Source organism: Gemmatimonadaceae bacterium, from assembly GCA_036496605.1.
GTDB lineage: Bacteria > Gemmatimonadota > Gemmatimonadetes > Gemmatimonadales > Gemmatimonadaceae > AG2.
The window spans coordinates 78,095-96,278 of the sequence record DASXKV010000067.1; the positions used below are offsets into that span (position 1 = coordinate 78,095).

Annotated in this window: 18 protein-coding genes; 10 read left to right on the plus strand and 8 right to left on the minus strand. The window is 63.1% G+C overall.

Going from position 1 to position 18,184, the window contains the following annotated elements; genetic code table 11:
* Positions 1–122 precede the first annotated feature (122 nt).
* From VGH98_24925 to VGH98_24940, 4 genes are all read left to right on the plus strand, one after another.
* Positions 123–1,145 carry a hypothetical protein gene (locus VGH98_24925; GenBank protein HEY2379249.1) on the plus strand — a complete coding sequence of 341 codons (1,023 nt, stop codon included), beginning with the start codon at positions 123–125 and terminating at the stop codon, positions 1,143–1,145.
* Positions 1,146–1,223: 78 nt separating this feature from the next.
* Entirely contained in the window at positions 1,224–1,532 is a 309-nt protein-coding gene (locus tag VGH98_24930) for a hypothetical protein (protein ID HEY2379250.1), read from the plus strand.
* Entirely contained in the window at positions 1,529–1,771 is a 243-nt protein-coding gene (locus VGH98_24935; GenBank protein HEY2379251.1) for a hypothetical protein, read from the plus strand. The genes VGH98_24930 and VGH98_24935 overlap by 4 nt, the downstream gene beginning before the upstream one ends.
* Positions 1,772–1,804: 33 nt before the next feature.
* The gene (locus VGH98_24940) at positions 1,805–2,107 is read left to right on the plus strand and encodes a hypothetical protein (GenBank protein HEY2379252.1); all 303 of its coding nucleotides are present in this window, start codon (positions 1,805–1,807) and stop codon (positions 2,105–2,107) included.
* A gap of 22 nt (positions 2,108–2,129) precedes the next feature.
* On the opposite strand, the gene VGH98_24945 is transcribed toward VGH98_24940, so the two are convergent.
* Both VGH98_24945 and VGH98_24950 read right to left on the minus strand, forming a co-directional pair.
* A complete protein-coding gene (locus VGH98_24945) occupies positions 2,130–2,705 on the minus strand; it encodes an HdeD family acid-resistance protein (protein HEY2379253.1) in 576 nt (191 codons plus the stop codon).
* A 27-nt stretch (positions 2,706–2,732) separates the two neighbouring features.
* Positions 2,733–3,128 (minus strand): hypothetical protein, encoded by a 396-nt coding sequence (locus tag VGH98_24950; GenBank protein HEY2379254.1) that lies wholly within the window; start codon positions 3,126–3,128, stop codon positions 2,733–2,735.
* A gap of 174 nt (positions 3,129–3,302) precedes the next feature.
* Here VGH98_24950 and VGH98_24955 point away from each other — a divergent pair, with 174 nt between their 5' ends.
* From VGH98_24955 to VGH98_24965, 3 genes are read left to right on the plus strand one after another with little or no spacing between them, the layout of a single operon-like run.
* Complete coding sequence (locus VGH98_24955) at positions 3,303–3,773, plus strand: response regulator (protein ID HEY2379255.1); 471 nt, start codon at positions 3,303–3,305, stop codon at positions 3,771–3,773.
* Positions 3,774–3,811: 38 nt separating this feature from the next.
* Positions 3,812–6,049, plus strand: a complete 2,238-nt coding sequence (locus VGH98_24960) for an ATP-binding protein (protein HEY2379256.1) — start codon at positions 3,812–3,814, stop codon at positions 6,047–6,049.
* Between the two features lie 4 nt (positions 6,050–6,053).
* Positions 6,054–6,497: a DUF202 domain-containing protein gene (locus VGH98_24965; GenBank protein HEY2379257.1), complete on the plus strand. Its 444-nt coding sequence runs from the start codon at positions 6,054–6,056 to the stop codon at positions 6,495–6,497.
* A gap of 18 nt (positions 6,498–6,515) precedes the next feature.
* Here the strand turns inward: VGH98_24965 and VGH98_24970 are convergent, their stop codons facing one another.
* Positions 6,516–7,868, minus strand: coding sequence for a DUF1254 domain-containing protein (locus VGH98_24970; protein ID HEY2379258.1), 1,353 nt, complete (start codon positions 7,866–7,868; stop codon positions 6,516–6,518).
* A 128-nt stretch (positions 7,869–7,996) separates the two neighbouring features.
* A complete protein-coding gene (locus tag VGH98_24975; GenBank protein ID HEY2379259.1) occupies positions 7,997–9,304 on the minus strand; it encodes a hypothetical protein in 1,308 nt (435 codons plus the stop codon).
* A gap of 316 nt (positions 9,305–9,620) precedes the next feature.
* Here VGH98_24975 and VGH98_24980 point away from each other — a divergent pair, with 316 nt between their 5' ends.
* The 3 genes from VGH98_24980 to glsA are packed head-to-tail and all read left to right on the plus strand — an operon-like array spanning position 9,621 to position 13,095.
* On the plus strand, positions 9,621–10,745 hold the full coding sequence (locus tag VGH98_24980) for an amidohydrolase family protein (GenBank protein HEY2379260.1): 1,125 nt from the start codon (positions 9,621–9,623) through the stop codon (positions 10,743–10,745).
* 42 nt (positions 10,746–10,787) lie between these two features.
* Positions 10,788–12,071, plus strand: coding sequence for a DcaP family trimeric outer membrane transporter (locus tag VGH98_24985; protein ID HEY2379261.1), 1,284 nt, complete (start codon positions 10,788–10,790; stop codon positions 12,069–12,071).
* On the plus strand, positions 12,046–13,095 hold the full coding sequence (gene glsA, locus VGH98_24990; GenBank protein ID HEY2379262.1) for a glutaminase A: 1,050 nt from the start codon (positions 12,046–12,048) through the stop codon (positions 13,093–13,095). Before VGH98_24985 ends, glsA begins: the two co-directional genes overlap by 26 nt.
* 72 nt (positions 13,096–13,167) lie before the next feature.
* Here glsA and VGH98_24995 read toward each other — a convergent pair whose 3' ends face one another.
* The 4 genes from VGH98_24995 to VGH98_25010 all read right to left on the minus strand — a co-directional run bounded on the left by VGH98_24995 (position 13,168) and on the right by VGH98_25010 (position 18,136).
* Positions 13,168–14,073, minus strand: a complete 906-nt coding sequence (locus VGH98_24995) for a hypothetical protein (protein HEY2379263.1) — start codon at positions 14,071–14,073, stop codon at positions 13,168–13,170.
* 15 nt (positions 14,074–14,088) lie between these two features.
* A complete protein-coding gene (locus tag VGH98_25000) occupies positions 14,089–16,116 on the minus strand; it encodes an ATP-binding protein (protein HEY2379264.1) in 2,028 nt (675 codons plus the stop codon).
* 411 nt (positions 16,117–16,527) lie between these two features.
* Positions 16,528–17,322, minus strand: coding sequence for a response regulator (locus VGH98_25005; GenBank protein ID HEY2379265.1), 795 nt, complete (start codon positions 17,320–17,322; stop codon positions 16,528–16,530).
* A complete protein-coding gene (locus tag VGH98_25010) occupies positions 17,312–18,136 on the minus strand; it encodes a hypothetical protein (GenBank protein HEY2379266.1) in 825 nt (274 codons plus the stop codon). The genes VGH98_25005 and VGH98_25010 overlap by 11 nt, the downstream gene beginning before the upstream one ends.
* Positions 18,137–18,184 lie beyond the last annotated feature (48 nt).

Below are 18,184 nucleotides of genomic sequence, written 5' to 3' on the forward strand. Positions count from 1 at the left end.
GTCGCTCTGAAGAGCGGTCGTTCGCTTCGCTCTGGATGACCCAGGACTTGCGCCCTCCTGTGATCCGCGTTCTTATGGCGCCATCGGTGTTGCCTTCAGCGCGCCATTCTCCGAGGTCGTATATGAGAAAAGTCGCAATTCTGAGCGTGGTCGTTCTCCTCGCGGCCTGCGCCGATACGCCTAGCATCGTCGAGCCGGACCGCAGCATCCCCTCGTTGTCGTTGTCGAGAGCGGACGCTCCAGGCCAGCCTCACGTTCTGCGCACCAAGGACGGAGCGAACGAGCTTCGATTCGCGTCGAGCCCGAACGGCAGCAAGGGGACAATCCGCTACCACGGTGGCCCCGTGCTCACGTCGGCGACGAACGTCGTCGCCATCTACTGGTCCGCCAATACGATCTACACGGGCGGACCGAAGCCGGGCTCGTTCAACACGTCGAGGACATCCGGCGACGGATCACTCGTCGGCCTGTTCCTGCGCAATCTCGGCGGATCGCCGTACTTCAACATCAACTCGACGTACTCCGACGGCACGGGCCGGCACATCGCCAACGTCGTGAACTACACGGGCTACTGGGCCAACACCCAGTCGCCGCTCCTGCCAAGTGGCACGCAGACCGTTAGCGATCAGCAGATGCTCGACATGCTGAGCTACGGATTCCAGCACGGATATCTCGTCTACGATCCACATACGCTTTACGCAATCCTCACCGAAGGGCCGGTCAACCTGGGCGGCGGCTTCGGCACGAGCTACTGCGCGTATCACTGGTACGGCACGGTGACGACGGACAATCGCGGCACGCAGCAGACGGCGCTCTACGCGGCGATGCCCGACGACTACGCCTATCCGAGCGCTTGCTCGATGTTCGCGTCGACGCCATCGCCTAACGGAGATCCGCACGCCGACGCCGTCGTGAATACGCTCGCGCACGAGACGGAGGAGACGACGACGGACATGTTCGGCACGGCGTGGTGGGATGGGCGCGGCTATGAGAACGCCGACAAGTGCGCCTGGACGTTCGGCGCCGTGTCGCAGTCATCCGGCGGCGCGCCGTACAACATGACGCTCGGCGGGAAGAACTTCCTCATTCAGCGGAACTGGGTGAATGCGAGCTCCGGCAGCGGCTACTGCGCAACATCGTTCTAGTCTGGTCGTTAGTCGCAAGCTCGTAAAGATTGCGGCGGTACCCTTCCGCGCGGGCGGAGAGATAATCATAATCGCGACATGAAAGACTCGCACGCGACGTTGCGCGATCAAGTTCTAAAGCGCGTACTCAAAGGAGCTGGCGAGACCGAGCAATCGCTGCGGCAAGCTGCGGCAGCTGGTACGGGGCTCCCACCCGACTTGCAGCACCTCGTCGACAAGATTCAGGAGCACGCATACAAAGTGACCGACGAGGACGTGGCACGATTGCAGCAGGCGTACGACGACGATCAACTATTCGAGATCATCGTCAGCGCCGCGTTAGGCGCGTCGCGCAAGCGGCTGCTCGCCGGCCTCGCCGCTCTAGACAGCACGAAGGACGAGCCGTGAGACTCAAACGCGTCCATCGCGGTCATTCGCTCCCCGACAAACTCAGGCTCGCCGCCATGCGCCTCATGGCCGGACACGCGCCGGGCGTCGTGCGGACACTCCTCTACCGCAAGGATTTCTTCGGCCGGTCGTTCTCGGCGCTCACCCAGCAGGTCATGCGCGGACCGTCGGTCTGGTCCGTGGGCGAGCGCGAGATCTTTGCGGCCTTCGTCTCGCGCCGCAACCAGTGCGTTTTTTGAACGAACGCTCACTCCGCGGTCGCGGAGGCAGCGTTGGGCGACGGCGTAACCGCGCTCGTCCTGGCCGACTACAACACGGCGCCGATCAATGAAAAGCTCCGTGCGATGATCGCGCTTCTCGAGAAATTCACGCTCGCACCCGAGGCGCTCTCGCCGGGTGACATCCGGCCCGTGCTCGCGGCTGGTGTCACGCGCGAGGCGATTGTCGACGCATTCTACGTTGCGTTCCTGTTCAACACCTACGATCGCCTCGCCGATACGTTAGGCTGGGAGCTGCCCTCGGATCTCTACTATCCGAAGGCAGGCCAGTTCCTCCTCAAGCACGGCTACAACTAGAAGCGTTTCACCGACGCGCTCGTCAGGCGTGGGCGAGCTGCCGCCTGAATCCACGCACCTTGAACGCGAGCATGACGAGTAGAATGCCGAAGGCAACGGCGTAGGCGGCGATCACCCAGAGCACGGTGAGCGCGCCCGCGCCGGGCCGGGCCATCAGGAAAGCGCCAAACGCCACGGATGCGAGACCGGCAAGGATCAGCCGCCACTCGCCGTGCACTTCCTTGCGTACGCGAATCGCAACGATGATCTCGAGCACGCCGGTCGTGATCGCCCAGATCGCGATGTAGAACAAGAGGGCGAATGCCGTGACGCCGGGATTCAGGAACGTCATGATACCGACGCCGATCCCAATGAGACCACCGAGGAGAAGCACCCACCAGTATTCTTGCTCCTTGCGGCCGGAGACTGCCGCCGACACGGCGAGCATGCCGTCGATGAGTGCGTATGCTCCGAAGAGCAGCACAAGGGCGGTGAGTGAGATGCCAGGCCGCGTCCAGGTCAGAATACCAAAAGCGATGGCGGCGAGCCCTCGCAGCAGGAGAAACGTCCAGCCGCGGGAGAGCATGTCGCTGATTCGTGATTCAATTACTCCGTCCATTGCGTCCTCCGTCTAGTGAACCGCAAGTCAGCGCACGACGATCCTGGCGCCTGTTCCGCTCGCAATCGAGCACGGGCTCCCAGGCGATGCGAAAAGGCCGCAGTCGAACCAGCCTCGCTCGGAGACCGTCTTGATCCAATGCCAGCCGATTCCGTTAGGCACGGTTGGTCCAAAATGCGACGTGCTCATCGCTCCGCCGGCGTCGTCCAGGAGCTCGAAGAGCGCTTCCAACCCACCAATCGTTTGACCGGCCGGGAGCAGATTGCCACTGCGAGCGTCCCGCATTGTCACCGTCCACGACAGCTTCCCGGGCGTCGGCCAGGCGACGACGCGCTTGTGGGTCGTGCAGCTTGCCGGGCACTCGCCAAGAGCGCAGTCGATGCGGTCGTTTTCGGTGCGGCGGACGAGTACGGTCGCGTGCATGGGTTCAGGTTACTCGAGCACGGACGCGCGGCCCATTGGACGAATGGCTCGGGTCTGCCGAATCCAGCCCCGTCAGACGTCGTGTAACGACGCCGTTACCCTAAAGTCCAATGGTTCGGCCTTTGGTGTTTGAAAAATTTGGGCGTGGCCGCGTTCGTCAGGGGAGGCCTTTGCGTGTTGTCGTCTGAAAAAGTCGCGATGTCGCGCTCGACGGCCCAGTCGGAAGCATGGGTCGCTGTCGTCGACGATGACGCATCCATCCGGTGTTCTTTGGCCCGTGTGTTTCGAGTGGGCGGAATCCATGTCGAGACTTTCGCCTCCGCGGAAGAGTTTCTCGAATGCACCACGGCCGACGAGCCGCGGTGTATCGTGCTCGACGTTCATCTTGGCGCTCTCAGCGGCTTCGAGCTGCAGGACCGTCTTACGGAGCTGGGCTGGTCCACGCCGATCATCTTCATCACAGCTCACGAGGAGATTCCGTCCTCGCGCCTGGAGCGACGTGCTGGCGCATGCGGGTACCTGCGCAAGCCGTTCGATACGGACGCTCTCCTCGCGCTGGTTCGGCCGTTTCTCTGTCGCGAGACGATGTCGTGTGTCGAATCGGTGAGTGCGCCCGAGATGGTGTTTGCTGAGCGGTCGCGTTAGGTCGCAACACCGCCACGAGTCTCCCTGACTCTCTGTCCGTGCGATTCACTCTTCGCGCTTTCGTTTGCGTTGTTGTAGCGCTCCAGTCGAGTGTCGCGCTGCCGGCGGCGATCCACGCACAGCCGCCTCATGGTCCGGTGCACGTCCTCGTGTTATTCGGGGTACCTCCCGAAGCGCCGCTGATTTCTGTTTTCGCGCAAGGCCTCCGCCGCACCGTACGTGACGATATCCCAGCGCCGGTCGAGTTCTACGAAGAGTATCTCGACCTCGATCGCTTCCCGAGGCGGGCTCCGCAGCTTGCGCCATTCATCGCCGACAAATATGACGCACTCCCGATCGATGCCGTCGTCGCGGTGGGTGCCGATGCGCTGCGTTTCGCGATGGCACGCCTCGGCCGCCTCACCGCGTACTCCTGGATTGGCGACGGAATTGTCGGCGGGGCCGTTATCCATCATGACGTGGAAGGCGTCAATACCGGCCACCTCGTTACACGTGTAATCCAGCGGCCGCTCGGTGAGGCGTTGCCAAAGCCGACGGCTGCTACGCTCACGTTCGCGGCGGACGCGCGTGCCTTGAAGCGGTGGGGACTCTCGGAATCCCACCTCCCACCGAATACCGAGGTGCTGTACCTCACACCAACGGTCTGGGAGCGTTATCGCGCGGCAATCCTTGCTTCGTTAGGCCTGATCATCGCAGAGACCGCGCTGATCGCGCTCCTGCTCGCGGAGGGGCATCGGCGTCGCCGTGCGCAGCTCGCGATCGAAGATCAGAACGCGTGGGAACAGACGATGGCCGACCTGACCACCGATGCCGTGCGGCACGCGCCACAGGAGGCGCCACGCGCGCTTGAGGATGCGCTCGCTCGGGTCGCCCGCTATGCGGGCGCTAGCCGTGCGCTGGTCGTTCAATATGGAGACGATCCGGCGCGATCGCCGACGATATTCAGGTGGCCGCACACGGCCGTCGCCGCCGAATCGGAGAACGGCGCGGCCGGGTTGAGAATCCCGCTCGAGGCAGATGACACGGGGATCGGCATGCTCGAGCTCCATCGCGACGGCGTTAGGCAGGAGTGGTCGCCGCGACTCGTTGGACGACTGGAAGCGGCCGCCGAGCTGATGGCCGGCGCCATCGCGCGAGCGCGCGCGGCGCGGGTCATTCGCCAGGGCGAGCAGCTCAATCGGGCGGTCCTCGCGTCGCTCTCGACGCAGATCGCCATTCTTGATGCGAGCGGAACGATCATTCGCGTCAACGATGCGTGGCGCCACGTCGCCTTCACTGCCGGCGCCGGTGTCGACCGCGCTGCCTTTCTCGGACGGAACTATCTCGACGAGTGTCTCCGCGCTGCGGAGCGTGGCTGTCGTGAGGCCCGTGATGTCCGGCAGGGAATCGAAGCTGTGCTCGACGGAGGCACCTGGCACTTCCGCCACGAGTATACGTCCGCGGCGCCCGAGGAACGCTGGTACGAGCTGCGCGTCGACCGTCTCGAGTATGAGGACGGAGGGGCGATCATCACACATATCGACATCACCGATCGACGACTGGCCGAGATCAAGGCCGAAGAGACTCGGCGTCAGCTCGCGCATCTCGGGCGCGTCGCGATGGTGGGTGAGCTTGCCGCTGCCGTTTCGCACGAACTGCGTCAGCCACTCGCCGCGATCCGCGCCAACGCCGAAGCGGGAGTGCTTCTCCTTTCGAGAGCGCAGCCCGACGTGTGCGAGGCGATCGATATCTTCAGGGACATCGTCGACGACGACGTGCGCGCCGCGAATGTGATCGATCATATTCGGATGTTGTTGCGCAAGGACGCGCCGGCGAAGGGCGCGGTCGATCTGAACGAAGTTTGTAGGCAAGCGGTGCATCTGCTCAAGCGTGACGCGCTGCTCCGACGCACGCGGCTCGAGCTGTCGCTCGAGTCGCCGCTCGCGCCCATTGCCGGTGATCCGGTCCAGCTGCAGCAAGTCGTGCTGAACCTTGCCTTGAACGCACTGGACTCCGCGTCGACCTCGACCGACGATCCCGCCGTCACCGTCAGCACGGCGACGCACGGCGGCGAAGTGGAGATCTCGGTTCGCGACACCGGACCGGGCTTGGCGCCGGGCGTCGAACAGCATCTCTTCGAATCGTTCTTCTCCACGAAGAAACAAGGGCTCGGCATGGGCCTGGTCATCGTGCGATCGATCGTCGAGCGCCACCACGGACGAGTGCGCGCCGAGAATGGCGTGACGCCGGGCGGCGGCCGCGGCGCGGTGTTCCGCGTCCTCCTGCCGATCTCGTAGACTTATGGCCGCGAGTTCCGACGAGATCTCGGTCGAGCTGTCGGCGCGCCGAACGGGGATGTCATTTCAGCGGACGCGCATGAGCGCGGACCGCACGCTGATGAGCGTGATCCGAACATCGCTGTCACTGATCGGCTTCGGCTTCACGATTTATCAGTTCTTTCAACACCTGCGCGCTGAGAACGTGCTCACCGGCGCACATGCAGCGCGCAACTTCGGCGTGGCGCTGGTCTACCTCGGCGTCCTGATGATCCTCGCTGGCATTGCCTTTCACATTCAGTTCATGCTCGCGCTTCGGAATCAGCGCACCGAGATGACGAAGAGCGGGCTCATTCACGGCCAGAGCCGATTTCCCGTTTCGTACACGCTCATCGTCGCGTTCGTACTGCTCCTGCTCGGCCTTGCCGCGATCGCGAGTGTCTCGTTCAGGGTCGGGCCGTTTCAATAGGAGCGACGAGTCGCGGCTTTACGCGACTCGTCGCAGCAGCAGCGGCTTCGTCCACTTGCTGTTGTACGCCTCGGGCTTCGGCAGATAGAGGCGCAACACAAGCATGAACGGACCTTTGGGTGCGGGAAGCCAATTCGCTTCCCTATCTCTCGACGGTTGCTCGTGTTGCACGTAGATGGTCAGCCCGCCGTCGCGGTCGCGCTGCAGCTCCGGTAGCATCGGCGAATTGATCAGATATCGGTTGATCGGATTCTCGACGAGGAGGCGCGAGGGCACGGAGTACATCGTGAGCGACCAGAAGGCGTTTGCCGGTGGAAACTGACCCGGCGGAAAGCGTAGGGTGTAATGATTGCTCGAGGCGTCGAGCTTCGCGCCGCTCGAATCGATCAGATAGACAGGAGAGAACGCCTCCTCCTTCGAGTTCCCGTAGATGCCATCGACCGCGCCGAGCATACGGTAGAGATAAATGTTCTTGAGGTAGGCACGCGTGCCGAATAGATCAGCACTGGTCAACTCGCCGGTGGCCAATTGTCGGCCGAGAAGGCGACACGCATGCCACGCGTCGATCATGCCCTCCTGCATGGCCTTGCGCACGTCCGATGTGAGCGTCGTCGGTGAAAACTGTAGATGCGCGCCGACGCCAATCTCGCCCAATCGCCCGCTGAGCTCAGTTTCCGACGGATGCGTCGGACAGAACTGCAGGACGAAATTCAAAATGTTAAAGAACTCTAACGAAGCGCGCTCGCCCGGTGCCGTGAGTGGCGTGATGAAGTCGATCGGCGGCGCTTGTGGAGGGGCTCGCCGGCCAAGGAACTGCGACAAGGCCTGCACTTTGTATCCCGACTGGACACGCTTGACGTTGTCGATGTCGCCTGGACGAAAGAGCTGTGTCCGATAGAGAACGAACGCAAGCTGTGTTTCGCACTGGATGACCGACCTGATGTTGGCCGGCTTCTCACCCTTCCATCCCGGTCCGGCGAGGAGATAGCTCCCTCCATCGTTGCCCGTGGTGCGCGTGCCGATGTACGCGAAGTTGAAGGTGTACGCGTCGACGAATTGCGCGGAGAAGTAGCGATTCGATTCGATCGGCGCAAACGTGAGAACGAGCGGCTCGGTGCGGAGGTCGGCGCCAAGAAACGAGTACGGCGTGTCCGAGTTCGGCGTCTGCACCGCCGTGTCGTCGGGCGTGTACACGCGCGCGGTATGTACGAGCTGATTCCAGAGGCCTTTGTACTCCGGATCGCTGCGATTCTCGAAATACGCATACTGAATGCGGTAATTGTCGACGAGTGGAAACCCGTAAACGTAGGCCTCTTTCGCTATCCCTCGTGCCTCGGCCGAGGTGAGCTTGAGCTGGAGCTGCGTCGCCATATCGTGTGCTCCGTTCGGTCGAGGTGTCGGGACCGACGGGAGACGAAAGGGTACAGCGCGATCACGGCCTGAAACATTAGACCTTGGTCCGGGACGCGAGTGATTCGTTGCCTAACGCGGCCGGTTCATCACAACAGAATGTCCGTACCAAGCGAGAAGGTGGTGCCCGTCTGCCCGGCGGTGTAGTAGCCGAAGAACGAGCCCGTTGGTGAGCGGACGACGTGGATGTAGTGCGCGTTGAGCCGCCAGGATCGGTTGCGATAGGGGTAGTAGCTGACGCCAGCGCACAGCTCCCACGGCTGTCGCTTGAACTGGTCGAACACGTAACCCCCAGCGGCATACACGTTGACGGTTCGCGGAATCACCATGCGACCCAGTTCGGCCATGAAGCCATTGTCGTAAATGGACGATTGGGGCAGGGGACCGTCGGCGAGAAAATCCTTCAGCCAGCGGAAGTAGTACTCGCTCATGAGAGTCCAGCCGCGAAACTTTGCGCTGGCGTCGGCCGAGACATAGTTGTACGTCAATTTCTGAACGGTGACGCCGGGCGCCAGCGCGCCCGTCTCGAACGCATTCACCCCGTCCGAGAGGCGAATCTGCGTCGTAAAGGGGGGCGCCGCATTGTCCGAGGCACGATCCTCACGTGCAACGGCGGCGCTGACACCGAATTGCGTTGCCACCTTACTATGAAACTCCAAGTCGCCGAAGCCGGCACGCGGCCCGAACTCGCCGGTCGTCGGCTGCCAGCGCAGATCAGCGCTGTACGTGAGCTCCGGCAAGTCGACGCTCTGCGGAACGCCGAGCTGACTGATGTTGTTGTTCATGGAGAGTGTGTACGTGAGGCGCGGCAGCACGTACCCGGTCATCCACACGCCTGAGGAGAATCCACCGCGGAAGAACTCCTCGGCCATCTGGCGGTCGGAACCCGCAAAGAATGGCCACTGACCCATTATCGAGCGCGCCGTCAGGTTCGGACCCATGCCGAGGCCAAAGACGAACGCCGGCGACGCCATGTATTGCAGGTTGCCGAACAAGAGCGTTTGCTGCGTCGTCGGCAGCGACCAGAGTGTGATGTTGTACCGAAACTTCGGATCGAAGAAAAAGCCGGTGATCCAGGCGAAGGTGCGCTGCCAATTGAGATCATTGCGACGGTTCACCGGTCGGACTCGTCCGAGATGATCAGTAAATGAATTGCCGGCTGGATACTGATTCATGTATCGGAACAATCCGTACATGCTGAGGTTCAGGCTGCCGCGCTGGGTCTTGACGATGTCGAAGCCGGCGCCTGGCGTGAACTCGCCGGCGGTCGTGTTGGGGAACCTGAGCGTCGTGTCGACCTTGTAGGGCAGCGCCTCCGTTTCTTGCGCCGAGGTGGCGCGGAGCGGTGCAAACGCGAACAGCGGAGCGGCGGCGGCGAGTACGAGTGCCAAGCGCATGAGCGGTCCGATTCGGGACGAACGACGCGCACCGTGAAGGCGGCTGCGTGTCGAGATCAACAGATCAATTCGCCGAGAGCAGACTAGGGCGCCATCACGCGCGCTCCCATAGGCCTTTGGTCCCAGTCGAGCGCGGCCATGCCGGTACTCGTTAGGCGGTACACTGGCGCGCAAATCCCTTTGGTCCAATAGGCATGCCCGGCGCGCGCGCGCTAGCCTGCCGGGAACCGTAACACCCTGCTCAGCGCCGGGTGATCATCGCACGTATTCTGCCTAGACTCGTTAGGTGATCCCGACATACCGATATCGCCGCGTCATGCGGCCAATGCATCACACGACGCCGCGCTCGTTCACGACGGGCGTCTGGCGCGCGGGCGTGCTCGCCCTTGTCGCCGGCGGACTGGTGACCGCGCCTCCGCTTGTCGCGCAACAGCTGGCGTCCATCGACACCACCTACGAGTTCAACGACTCGCATTTCCACCTCACGAACTATGTCCAGCGGGGGCCGGATCTGTACTCGTTTCTCGCCATCATGGGGCATCGGGTCGGCCACAGCGCGCTATTCGGAATTCCGCTGCAGCAGCAATGGTCGGCGCGCATCGACGGCAACAACGGGCCGACGTACTACCTCAATACCGACGCGCCGCTCTACTACTACAGCTTCACCGACGCGCAGATCGCGATGGAGTACAAGGCGCTGTCGCCGACGGACCAGGCGCGCTTCGACCCGATGATCACCGGGTTCAATCCCACCGATCTGTACGCACCGGAGCACATCCGCCGTGTGCTCGAGCTCTTTCCGGGCGTGTTCACCGGAATCGGCGAATTCACGATTCACAAGGAGTTCGTGTCGGCGAAAGTCGCCGGTGGCGCGGCGAGCCTGCTCGATCCTGCGCTCGACAGCGTACTGTCGTTCGCGGGAGAGGTCGGCCTCCTCGTGCTCATACATAACGACGTCGACGTGCCGTTCGCCAAGCCCGGATCGCCACCGGCGTATCTGGAGCAGATGCGCGCGCTGCTGCTGCGGCATCCGAACACCACAATCATCTGGGCGCATACGGGCGTCGGCAGGGTCGTGCGGCCGGTCGTCGGCCACGTCGCGATGCTGGAGTCACTGCTCAATGATCCGCGGTTGAGCAGCCTCTACTTCGACATCTCGTGGGACGAAGTGGCGAAGTACCTGGTCGCGAGCGACACGACCATTGCCGTATCCGCCGCGCTCGTGAATCGCCATCCCGATCGCTTCCTGTTCGGAACGGACGTCGTCGCGCCGTCAAACGCGCAGATGTACTACCGCGTGTACGACATCTATCGGCCGTTTCTCGACCGACTCACGCCGTCCGCGCGCGCCCAGCTGCTGCGCGAAAACTACGAGCGGCTTTTTGGCGCGGCGCGCAAGCGGGTGCGCGCCTGGGAGGCCGCGCACGACCGACAGCGGTAATACTCACCCTAACGAGGCAGGTGACGTTCCATGTCTATACCGATGAAACGAGCGCTGAGTATCGCGTCGCTCCTGTTGGCGCTGGCGCTCCGCATCTCGTCCGGCCAGACGGTGAAAACCCAGTCGTCCAAGCCCGAGTCGTCCAAGGTCCAGGCCGACACGGGCACGCGGATCGAGGTGTACGGCTTCGCGATGGCCGACGCCATCGGCGACTTCCGCACGAATGATCCGAACTGGTTCGACACGAACCGTCCGTCGAAGCTGCCCGCGTTCCAGGATCAGTTTGGCCACAACGGCCACACCTGGTTGAGCGCGCGCCAGTCCACATTCGGCGCGAAGGCGACGATTCCGACCGGGACGAAAGACATCAAGGTCGTCTTCGATTGGGATCTCTTTGGCGTGGGCGTCGACGCCGGGCAGACCACGATTCGACCACGACACATGTACGGTCAGTGGGGCGCCTTCGGCGGCGGACAGCTCGAGAGTCCGTTCATGGACCTCAACGTGTTTCCGAACATTCTGGAATACTGGGGGCCTAACGGGATGTTGTTCTACCGGAATGTTCAGGTGTTTTGGGAGCCGATCCACAAGGAGAATGGGACGCAGGCCCTCATCGCACTCGAACGTCCGGGTGCCAGCGGCGACGCGGGCCTCGTCGCCGATCGTATCGAGTTGCAGAACATCGCGCCTCGATTCCCCGCACCCGACATTTCGGCGGCATACCGCCTTGGCACGAAATGGGGGTATGCAAGGCTGTCCGCGATCGTGCGCTGGATCCGATGGGACGACCTCCTCCCTAACGATGCGTTCGACTTGAATGGAGGCGTCACGGGATGGGGCGTCTCGCTCAGCGGCGCCGTGAACGCTGGAGCGCACGACGTCCTTCATCTCCAGATCGTCGAAGGCGCCGGGGTTGAAAACTATTTCAACGACGCGCCGGTCGACGTCGGTGTCAAACGAAACGTCGGGAATACCGTCACGCCCGTCACCGGTCAGGCCCTGAACGATCTCGGCTTCACCGGCTATCTCGATCACAAATGGACCAAGCAGCTCTCGAGCGCGATCGGATACTCGCGCGTGAACATCGACAACAGCGACCTGCAGACGACACAGGCGTTCCGCACCGGTCAGTACGCGAGCGTCAACCTGCTCTGGTCGCCGATACCGAGCTTCCTCACCGGCGGCGAATTCCAGTGGGCGCATCGGACCAACAATGGCAACGGCTTCGCCCCCAACGATTACCGGTTGCAGTTTTCCGTGAAATACAGCTACTCACAGAAGTTCGGAGGAGGAGTCGGACATGAGCCCACTCGCGCACAAGACTGAGCACGTCATTCGGCGCCTCACCGTCCTCGCAGCGCTGCTCGCAGTTGCCCCACGAGTTGGCTATGCGCAGAACGCGGTGGATTACCAGCGGGCTGTCAATGCCGCTTACGAGAAGTACAAGAGCCTCAAGGACGGCAAGAACGCGGACTACATTCCCGCGCTCGCGAAAGTCAACCCGGACCTCTTCGGCATCGCGCTCGTCACACCTGATGGCAAGGTCTACACGGCGGGTGACGTGACATCAGAAGTCTCGATTCAGTCGGTCTCGAAGGTGTTCACGATGGCGCACGTCTTCGAGCAATCCGGCGAGAAGGCAATCGAGGACAACACTGGCGTCGACGCAACGGGACGGCCGTTCAACTCGATCATCGCAATCGAGGAGCACAAAGGCCATGAGATGAATCCGCTGGTCAACGCTGGTGCGATCACGACGACGAGCATGATCGACGGCTCGAGTTACGATGCGGTGTGGACGACGATCATCAATACGCTCGACGATTTCGCCGGCCGGCAGCTGCACGTCAACGACGAAGTGTACAAATCGGAAGCGGCGACGAATCAGCGCAATCAAGCGATCGCGCAGCTCATGTTTGCGTACGGCCACATCAAGGCGAATCCACAGCAGGCTACCGACCTGTACACCAAGCAGTGTTCAGTAAATGTGAACGCGAAGGATCTCGCGACGATGGCGGCGACCCTCGCCAACGGTGGGCGCAATCCCATCACGACCAAACAGGTCATCGAGTTCAAGCACGTCGCACCGACGCTTGCGGTCATGGCCACTGCGGGATTGTACGACGATTCGGGAAAATGGCTGTTCGCAACCGGGCTGCCCGCGAAGAGCGGCGTCGGCGGCGGTTTGATCGCCGTCTCGCCGGGCAAGTTCGGGATCGCCGTCGTGTCACCACCGCTCGATGAGGCAGGGAACAGCGTGCGTGGCCAGCGTGCAATCATCGATATCTCCAACGCGCTGGGCGGCAATCCGTACGTGACGCCTCCGGGAGGAGCAGTAGCGAAGAAGTAGTGCCACCTGAAAGAGCCATGGTGCTGCCGGACAGCGCCATGGCTCGACCAACCTACGTTACGCCTCGGCGTGTTATTGCGAAGCGGGCGGCGCGAGCAGCGGGGTCTCGGGTGCGATCGGCGGCGTCAATGCCAGGTCACCGAGCCGTTGTCGCTGCCTTCGGTGCCAATACGCGTACGGCAGGGTGAGCAGCGTGCCGATGAGTAAACTGGCAGCAACCGCCGGCAACACGAGATCACCGTCGAAGTTGAAACGCGCGATCAGCAGGGCGAGAGCGGGATGTCGGGCACCGGTCATGATCGCGAGCACGGAGCGATCCGACGCGTCGCGTCCAGCGGCGAGATGACCGATCAGCAACGCGCCGGCCGAGCTGACGGCGATCGCGGCCGTGGTACCAACGCCCAGACGGTGAAGACCGCGTACGATGTCGCCGGCAAACGAGAGCAGGACGGCGAGCAACAGGACGTCGGCTACGACAATCAACGCTCCGCTCGCCCGCGTCATCACTTCGGGAGCAACACGGCGGAGGATGATCGCAAGCACGAACGGGAGCAGAAAGAGAATCGCGACGAGACGTACGACGGCGCCGGGCGCGAGTAGCGTGTTGCTGAGAAACAGTTCACTCGCGATGGCGAGCCAGATCGGTATCGTCGCGATCGAGAGCAGCGATCCGAGCAGCGTCGACGCCAGCACGAACTCTGCGCGTCCATTCGGCCTCAGTTCCTTCTGTGCGACGAGTGACGTGCCCGGTGATATCGCGAGCAGCGTCGCGCCAAGGATTACGGACCCTGGCGCTCCCAGCGTCGAGAGCACACTCATCGTGAAGAGTGGGAGCAGCACGTCCATCGCGATGAATGCACGAAGCAACAGACGCGGTCGGCAGGCAAAGTAGCGGACGTCGCGCGGCCGTCCCCGCAGTGCAAGTCCTAGCACGAGGGCGACGATGCTGGTTTCCAGAAGGACGGCGCTGGGCTGCATTCGACACTCCCCCGCTCATGATTCCAATGGCTGGCCGACAGTCGCGAAGATCGAGGGAACGCTCGAGGGCTCTGTCGGCAGCGGCGTCGGCGTGCCAGGGACAGTGGCGTGCAATACGTTAGGCATCGGCAGCGCCTCGACATCGGCGCGCGGCAGCCGCACGCAGAACGACGAGCCCTGCTTGAGCACACTTTCAACGTTGATCGTGCCGCCGTGCGCCTCGACGATCGCCTTGACGATCGCGAGGCCAAGGCCGAGCCCGCGCGTATCGCTGCGCGACGCCTGCCAGAATCGATCGAAGAGATGCGGAATCTGATCCTGGGGAATGCCTGGTCCAGAGTCGCGAACCGACGCGTGAATGCCATCCGCATGAACGTCGACGTCGATCCTCACCTGTCCGCCATCGGGCGTGAACTTCACGGCATTGGCAACGAGGTTCGAGAACGCCTGGGCGAGTCGGTCTCGATCGCCGAGGACCATCGGCACCTGTGCGAGTCCCCCGCGCGTCAAGGTCATGTGGCGTGCGCGAACGACGACCTGGAACATGTCGACGACATCGTCCACGACATCCACCAGATTCACATGATTCCGTTGCACCGGCAGCGGACCGGACTCGAGACGGGTGACATCGAGCAGATCGCGAATGAGCCGATTCATCGAATCGGCGGCGTGCTTGAGCGTCGCGAGCTGCGTCCGCTCCGTGTCGTGGCCATGCTCGTCGGTGAGCTCGAGCAGCAGATCGGCGCTGCCGAGAATCGCCATCAGCGGATTTCGCAGATCGTGTGACACGATCGAGACCACGGCGTCGCGTGTGCGAACGGCGGACTCCGCCTCGGAGCGTGCACGGCGCTCACTGTCGAGCGCTTCGGCCCGGTGCAACGCGACCGCCGCCAGGTCGCCGAGCGCACGACCAAAGCGTAATGACGATTCTCTAAATTGCCGCCGTCCGCCGGCCGACGCGACACCTAACGAGCCGATCACGCTGCCGTCGTGCCGCAGCGGCACGACGAGCAACGACCCGGATCGCCGCGCGTCGACCCCGGTACGCCGCGCCTCGCGTGAAGGACGAACTTCCGTCGTGTAAATCCGCGGATGATCGGCGTTGGTGCCGTCGTTGAGCCACGCCGGCATGCGCGCGCGGGTTCCCGCGACGGGCGTGCAAGTGCCGCGGCCGGCAATCGTCACGAGATCGCCGTCGATCGCCCGGGCCAGGTAGGCGCCGCCGATTCGGCTCGAGTTGAGCGCCGCCGAGACGGTGAGCTCGGCCACTTCGTTGACCGTGAACGCGCCACTCAATGAGCTGGCGAGGCGCCGGAGCGACGCTTCCTCTTCGGCGCGTCGCTTGAGCACGAGCCGGAGATGGCGATCGCGCAGCGTGAGCACGAGCACGGCGGCCGAGGCAACGCATCCGACCAGTACGAAGGCAATCGCAAGCTCCAGCTCGAGCGATTCGTCGCCATCGATCTGCGCGCGGCGCGATTGCATGGCGCGCGCAATTGCCGAATCGACGCGCACCGTGGCGAGGAGCAGGCCCTCATAGCTCATCCCATGCTGCACCGTCTGTCGCAGCACGTCATCCGCCGTTTTGGTCTCCGTGAGCGCCGCAAACTGGCGCCACCGGTCGACGGTCTCGCGCACGCCACCCACCGAGTTGCGAGCGGCGGGTCCCATCTCATGGAGCGTTGCGTTCAGTCGCGCGAGCAGGGAATCGTCGCGCGCGGATGCCTTCTGAAAATCGGCCAACAGCGAGCGATCGCGCGAGATCGTGAATCGCTGCGACAAGGCCAACTCACGCGCCAAGCCGAGGCGCAGTTCACCAAGAAGCAACCGCCCCGGTTCGCCAACCGCACGAATATCGTCGCGCATGTAGCTCGTCCGCTGCTGCAGCACGAGCGGTGCGATGGCGAGACCCGCCAGAGAGAGAATGACGAGCGTGAGCGGCAGCCATGACAGGTGGCGCGTGCTTGTTCTTACGAGACCGGTGTGTTCACGGCCGTCCCGCGACTTTCGGCTGATCGAGTGCGCCACGTGTGGGTTCGCCATGGCCTCCTCCCCGTACTGCCCTGCGGAGAGGTTGTCATAATCACCGTGGTGCGGCACAGTGGACCAAAGACCGTGCCAATCGCATCCAACGCCGGCGGCGTTATGTAGCGAAAGTCCAATGGCTGGTTCACGCGGAGTGTGAAGCTTTGTGAAGTATGCCGACACTACACGCTCCGTTGTATCCAGCCCCACCCTCGCCCGCGGTGAAGATGGCAGAGGCGCCAATCACGCGGTTGCGCAGTCTCATGAGGGGTGTGCTCGCGTGCGAGCCGTGGGAGTGCTCACCACTTGCCGGCGAGTTGCAGCGCATCGTGCGCGCGGCCGCCGCTGAATTGCGCGATTGTGGCAATAGACCGGAACAGATGGTCATTGCCCTGAAGCGCGCCACGGCGCGTGGCGCGCTACGCGCGACTACGACGCGGGAAGACGATCTCCACTATCGGATGATCCTGTGGAGCGTACGCGAGTACTTTCACTGTGACTCGTAAGGCCGTCTGAAGCAGCCGTCGCCTGACCGAGGGCGGCGGCCATGATGTCGAGCACCCGCGGACGTTGTATGACGCGGTGGTCTGGCGTCACGATGCTCGTTGGTGCGTCCGCTGCGAGGAGATAGTCGACGATCCGCACCAGCTCGGCCACGGAGTGCGCGCCGAGTTTCGTCATGGCGCGTGCGCGATGCACTTTCACTGTCTTTTCGGTCGTCCCAATGATGGCGGCGATCTGCTTGTTGAGTCGTCCCGAGGTGACGAGCGCGCAAACCTCTGCCTCACGAGCGGTGACGGTCTCGAGCGCCGCCCAGAGCACGGCGAGGTGACGCCGTCCCGCGCGTTGCTTGGCGTCGCGCTCGGTGGCGCTGCTCACCGTCGACAGCAGCACGTGATCATCGAGCGGCTTCTCGAGCAGGTCGAAGGCGCCGAGTTTCATCGCCTTGACCGCCGCATCGAGATCGGCGCTGCCCGTAATGAACACCGCCGGGGTCTCGAGCCCCGCGGCGCGCGACTCGCGGAGCATCGTTAGGCCGTCGAGATCGGGAATCTTGATGTCGATCACGAGGCACGCGGGCTCCATCGCGTCCTGTTCGGCGAGATAGCCCTGAGCCGTCGTGAACGTTCGAACGCGATACCCGCCGGTGATGAGCACTCGCTGAACGGCTCGGCAGATGCGTTCGTCGTCGTCGACGACGACGATAAGTGGCTCAGTCTCCATGGCTCCCCTCCGCTAAATGAAGCGTGCGCGTCGGCGCCGCCGGAATAATGATGGCGAGCGTCAGATGCTCCTCGTGCAGGCTCAGGTTGACGTGGCCCCGGAGGTACTCGACGAGCGTCGTGATGAGCGTATGCAACCCTTGAAAACCGGGCGACGCAGAGAGCGAGAGGGGAAGCCCGGTGAATCGCAGTTCAGCGTAATCCACTACCAATTGCGTCTCGACGACGATGGTGTCCGGCGTGGCTGGCTCGCTGTCGCCGATGATCAGCGCTCGCCGAAGAATACTGAGCAACGCGAGTCGTAACCGCGCCAACCCGCCCGTGACCAGCGGCGAGTGCGGCGCGTAGCATTCCTCCACGCGAAAATGCCAGTTCGGATGGAAGCCGCGGGCCGTGACGACAAGGTCGCTCGCCAATTCGTTGAGCGTGACAGCCGCGACCTCGGTCGTGGCGCTCGCGCGCTGCTTGACACGAGAGATGAGCTCGATCATGTCGTGCTCCGTGCCGAGACAATCGCTCAGTGCGTCAAGCGCGGCCGACACGCTCGGCGTCGGTTGCTGCAGCAATTTCACGGCGCTTTGCAGATTCATCCTGAGCGATGTGAGCGGCTGCCGCAGATCGTGCGAGAGCTCGGCCATCACGCGATCGAGCGTGTCGTCCGCGTGCACAGGCTGCACGGACACCTGAAACTCTTGCAGCCTCTCACGATTTGCTTCGGCGAGCGCGTTTCGCAGTGGCACGACGGACTCCGATGGCGATGCCGCGGACGAACCAACGCGGCGGCGAATTGTCGGTGGATTGTTGCGTAGTCCCATACGGTCCTCGTCTCTTGCATCACGCCAGGTGCGCCGCGCGCGTCTACG

Excerpts from the sequence above, each read along its gene's own strand:
- VGH98_24925 (HEY2379249.1), top strand. The coding sequence starts at position 123 with ATGAGAAAAGTCGCAATTCTGAGCGTGGTCGTTCTCCTCGCGGCCTGC.
- VGH98_24930 (HEY2379250.1), top strand. The coding sequence starts at position 1,224 with ATGAAAGACTCGCACGCGACGTTGCGCGATCAAGTTCTAAAGCGCGTA.
- VGH98_24945 (HEY2379253.1), bottom strand. The coding sequence starts at position 2,705 with ATGGACGGAGTAATTGAATCACGAATCAGCGACATGCTCTCCCGCGGC.
- VGH98_24950 (HEY2379254.1), bottom strand. The coding sequence starts at position 3,128 with ATGCACGCGACCGTACTCGTCCGCCGCACCGAAAACGACCGCATCGAC.
- VGH98_24965 (HEY2379257.1), top strand. The coding sequence starts at position 6,054 with ATGGCCGCGAGTTCCGACGAGATCTCGGTCGAGCTGTCGGCGCGCCGA.
- VGH98_24970 (HEY2379258.1), bottom strand. The coding sequence starts at position 7,868 with ATGGCGACGCAGCTCCAGCTCAAGCTCACCTCGGCCGAGGCACGAGGG.
- VGH98_24975 (HEY2379259.1), bottom strand. The coding sequence starts at position 9,304 with ATGCGCTTGGCACTCGTACTCGCCGCCGCCGCTCCGCTGTTCGCGTTT.
- VGH98_24980 (HEY2379260.1), top strand. The coding sequence starts at position 9,621 with ATGCGGCCAATGCATCACACGACGCCGCGCTCGTTCACGACGGGCGTC.
- VGH98_24985 (HEY2379261.1), top strand. The coding sequence starts at position 10,788 with ATGAAACGAGCGCTGAGTATCGCGTCGCTCCTGTTGGCGCTGGCGCTC.
- glsA (HEY2379262.1), top strand. The coding sequence starts at position 12,046 with ATGAGCCCACTCGCGCACAAGACTGAGCACGTCATTCGGCGCCTCACC.
- VGH98_24995 (HEY2379263.1), bottom strand. The coding sequence starts at position 14,073 with ATGCAGCCCAGCGCCGTCCTTCTGGAAACCAGCATCGTCGCCCTCGTG.
- VGH98_25000 (HEY2379264.1), bottom strand. The coding sequence starts at position 16,116 with ATGGCGAACCCACACGTGGCGCACTCGATCAGCCGAAAGTCGCGGGAC.
- VGH98_25005 (HEY2379265.1), bottom strand. The coding sequence starts at position 17,322 with ATGGAGACTGAGCCACTTATCGTCGTCGTCGACGACGACGAACGCATC.
- VGH98_25010 (HEY2379266.1), bottom strand. The coding sequence starts at position 18,136 with ATGGGACTACGCAACAATCCACCGACAATTCGCCGCCGCGTTGGTTCG.